Genomic DNA, 3,299 nt, shown 5'->3' with positions numbered 1-3,299 from the left:
GCCACCGTGATCACCGCCGTGTTCGGGGTGCTGCTCGGCCTCGCGCTGGTCGTCACCGACCGGCGCGGGCTGGCCCCGCTCCCGGCCGTCCACCACGTGCTCGGGCTGGTCGTGAACATCGGCCGGTCCATTCCGTTCATCATCCTGCTGGTGGCGCTGCTGCCGCTCACCCGGGCGCTGGTCGGCACCACCATCGGCACCACCGCCGCGATCGTCCCGCTCGCGATCTCGGCCATCCCGTTCTACGCCCGGCTCGTGGAGACCTCGCTGCGCGAGGTGGACCCGGGCGTGGTCGACGCCGCCCGCGCGATGGGCGCCTCCCGCGTCCAGATCGCCGGGAAGGTGCTGCTCCGCGAGGCCCGTCCGGGCCTGCTCGCGGGGCTCACCGTCACCTTCGTCGCGCTGATCGGCTACTCGGCGATGGCCGGGGCGATCGGCGGCGGCGGCCTCGGCGACATCGCCATCCGCTACGGCTACCAGCGCTTCGAGAACACGGTGATGATCGCGGTCGTCGCGGTGATCGTCGTGCTGGTCCAGGTCGTCCAGCTGCTCGGCGACCGGCTCGTCCGGCGCCTGTCCCACCGCTAGTCCACATCAGAAGGGGGCACTCTTCGTGCTTCGTAAGATCACCGCCACCGTGGCCGCCGCCGGACTGCTGCTCGGGCTCGCCGCCTGCGGCTCCAGCAAGGACAAGGACACCCTCGTCGTCGGCGCGACCTCGGTCCCGCATGCCGAGATCCTCGACTACGTCAAGAAGAACCTGGCCGACAAGGCCGGGCTCAAGCTGGAGGTCAAGGAGTTCAGCAACTACGAGCAGCTGAACCCCGCCCTCAAGGACGGCCAGCTCGACGCCAACTACTTCCAGCACAAGCCGTACCTGGAGGAGTCGAACGCCAAGCTCGGCGCCAAGCTCGTGTTCGTCGCGGGCGTCCACCTGGAGCCGCTGGCCGTCTACTCCAAGAAGGTCAAGCAGCTCTCCGAGCTGAAGCAGGGCGCGACCGTCGCCGTGCCGTCCGACCCGTCCAACGAGGCGCGGGCGCTGAAGCTGCTGGCCGCCAACCAGCTGATCACGCTGAAGCCGGGCAGCGAGGAGAAGGCCACGCCGAAGGACGTCGCGTCCAACCCGAAGGGCATCAAGTTCAAGGAGACCGACGCGGCGGCGCTGCCGCGCCAGCTCGGTGACGTGGACGCCTCGGTGATCAACGGGAACTACGCCTTGGAAGCGAAGCTCGACCCGTCCAAGGAGGCGCTGGCGACCGAGTCGGCGCAGAACAACCCGTACGTGAACGGGCTGGTGACCACGCCCGAGAAGAAGGACGACGAGAAGATCAAGAAGCTCGTCGACCTGCTCCGCGGCCCGGAGGTCAAGAAGTTCATCCAGGACAAGTACCACGGCTCGGTGCTCCCCGCCTGACCGTGACCGCTCCCTCGGCGGCCCCCGGACGATCCCGTCCGGGGGCCGCCGCTTTTTCCGGTGCGGTGGTCCGGAGGTTCGCGGAAGCGGCGATACGCGTCGCGCGGTCCTGATAGGACGGGGTTTCTGACCTTGACCAGGAGGAATTCATGGGCGTCCATGAGCATCTGACCGAGTTCGCCGGGCTGCCGGTGGCGGAGTTCGGCCCGTCCGGCGCCCCGTCCGCGGAGGCGCTGGCGTCGCCGTCGTCCTACGCGTGGGCCGTCAGCGGCATGGGGGACGGCGTGGACGACTTCGGCAAGGTCTGGGCGCGCTTCCTGGAGACCGTGGACACCGGCGGGATCGAGGCGATCGTCGTCGGCTACTGGAGCCCGTACGACGAGGTCGACGTCCCGACGCTGCTCGCCGGTTCGGCGTCCGCCCTCCCGGCCCTGCGCGCCCTGTTCATCGGCGACATCCTGGCGGAGGAGTCGGAGATCTCCTGGATCCAGCACTGCGACACCACGCCGGTCTTCACGGCGTTCCCGGGGCTGGAGCGGGTGGAGATCCGGGGCTCGGCGGGCCTGGAGTTCGAGCCGATCGAGAGCGAGGCGCTGCGGGTGCTGCGGTTCGAGTCGGGCGGGCTGCCCGCTTCGATCGTCCGGACCGTCGGGCGGAGCACGCTGCCCAACCTGGAGCACCTCGACCTGTGGCTCGGTGTGGGCGAGTACCTCGGCGACGCGACGGTGGAGGACCTGGAGCCGTTCCTGTCCGGGCAGCGCTTCCCCGCCCTGCGCCACCTGGGGCTGGAGGACTCGGAGATCCAGGACGCGATCGCCGCCGCCGTCGCGGGCGCCCCGGTCGTGGCCGGTCTGGAGTCGCTGAGCCTGGCGATGGGACTGCTGACCGACACCGGCGCGGAGGCGCTGCTGGCCGGGCAGCCGCTGACCCATCTGAAGAAGCTCGACCTCCACTACCACTTCCTCTCGGAGGAGATGGCCGAGCGCGTCCGGACGGCGCTGCCCGGCGTCGAGGTGGACCTGGAGGACCGGCACGTGTTCGACCCCGATGACGGGTTCTACGTCGAGGTTTCCGAGTGACCGGTCTCACCCGCATTTCACCTGATCGGACGGTATTTGTCGGGCGGCACTGGTAGGACATGTCCTCACAGTGATCCGGAAAGGGACCCGATGACCATCCACGAACACCTGACCGAGTACGCCGGACTGCCCGTCGCCGGATACGGCCCGGAGGACGATCTGCTCGACGCCGCGGTCGCCTCGCCGTCCTCGTACGCGTGGGCCGTCCGCACCTCCTACGACGAGGGCGACTTCGCGGACGTTTTGGCCAAGTTCCGCGAAGAGGTGGACACCAGCGCGGTCACGGCGCTGGTCATCGGCTACTGGGGGGCGTCCTACGACTCGGGCAGCGTCGACGTCGGCGCGCTGCTCGTCGAGGCCGCCCCCGCCTTCCCGGCGCTGCGGTCGCTGTTCATCGGCGACATCGTGATGGAGGAGGCCGAGGTCTCCTGGATCGAGCAGGGCGACATCACGCCGGTGCTCAAGGCCTACCCCGACCTGGAGCGGCTGGAGGTCCGCGGCTCCCAGGGCCTGGTGCTCGAACCGGTCGAGCACGCGGCGCTGCGCACGCTCCGGTTCGAGTCCGGCGGGCTGCCCGCCCCGGTCGTCCGGGCCGTGGGGGCGAGCGACCTGCCGAACCTCACCCGCCTGGACCTGTGGCTCGGCACCCAGAACTACGGCGGCGACGCCACCGTGGCGGACCTCGCGCCCCTGCTGTCCGGCGAGCGCCTCCCCGCCCTGCGCCGCCTCGGCCTCATGAACTCGGAGATCCAGGACGAGATCGCCGTCGCCGTCGCGGGCGCGGCCGTCGTCGCCCAGCTCGAGAC

The 3,299-nt window shown here is 70.2% G+C and carries 4 protein-coding genes; all 4 read left to right on the top strand.

The window, feature by feature from the left end; translation table 11 throughout:
- The coding region (locus AB0J52_RS33290; RefSeq protein ID WP_500186835.1) for a methionine ABC transporter permease at positions 1–588 on the top strand (588 nt) is incomplete at its 5' end.
- 25 nt (positions 589–613) lie between these two features.
- Positions 614–1,414 (top strand): MetQ/NlpA family ABC transporter substrate-binding protein, encoded by an 801-nt coding sequence (locus AB0J52_RS33285; RefSeq protein WP_500186833.1) that lies wholly within the window; start codon positions 614–616, stop codon positions 1,412–1,414.
- Positions 1,415–1,563: 149 nt separating this feature from the next.
- Complete coding sequence (locus tag AB0J52_RS33280) at positions 1,564–2,493, top strand: STM4015 family protein (RefSeq protein WP_500186832.1); 930 nt, start codon at positions 1,564–1,566, stop codon at positions 2,491–2,493.
- 90 nt (positions 2,494–2,583) lie between these two features.
- A partial coding sequence (locus AB0J52_RS33275) for an STM4015 family protein (protein WP_500186831.1) occupies positions 2,584–3,299 on the top strand: 716 nt, incomplete at its 3' end.

Source organism: Spirillospora sp. NPDC049652 (genome assembly GCF_040675125.1).
Lineage (GTDB): Bacteria > Actinomycetota > Actinomycetes > Streptosporangiales > Streptosporangiaceae > Spirillospora.
Note: the sequence above shows the minus strand (reverse complement) of the source record. Positions and strands in the feature narration are given on the sequence as shown.

Coding starts and splice junctions, on each gene's coding strand:
- AB0J52_RS33280 (WP_500186832.1), top strand. CDS start 1,564: ATGGGCGTCCATGAGCATCTGACCGAGTTCGCCGGGCTGCCGGTGGCG.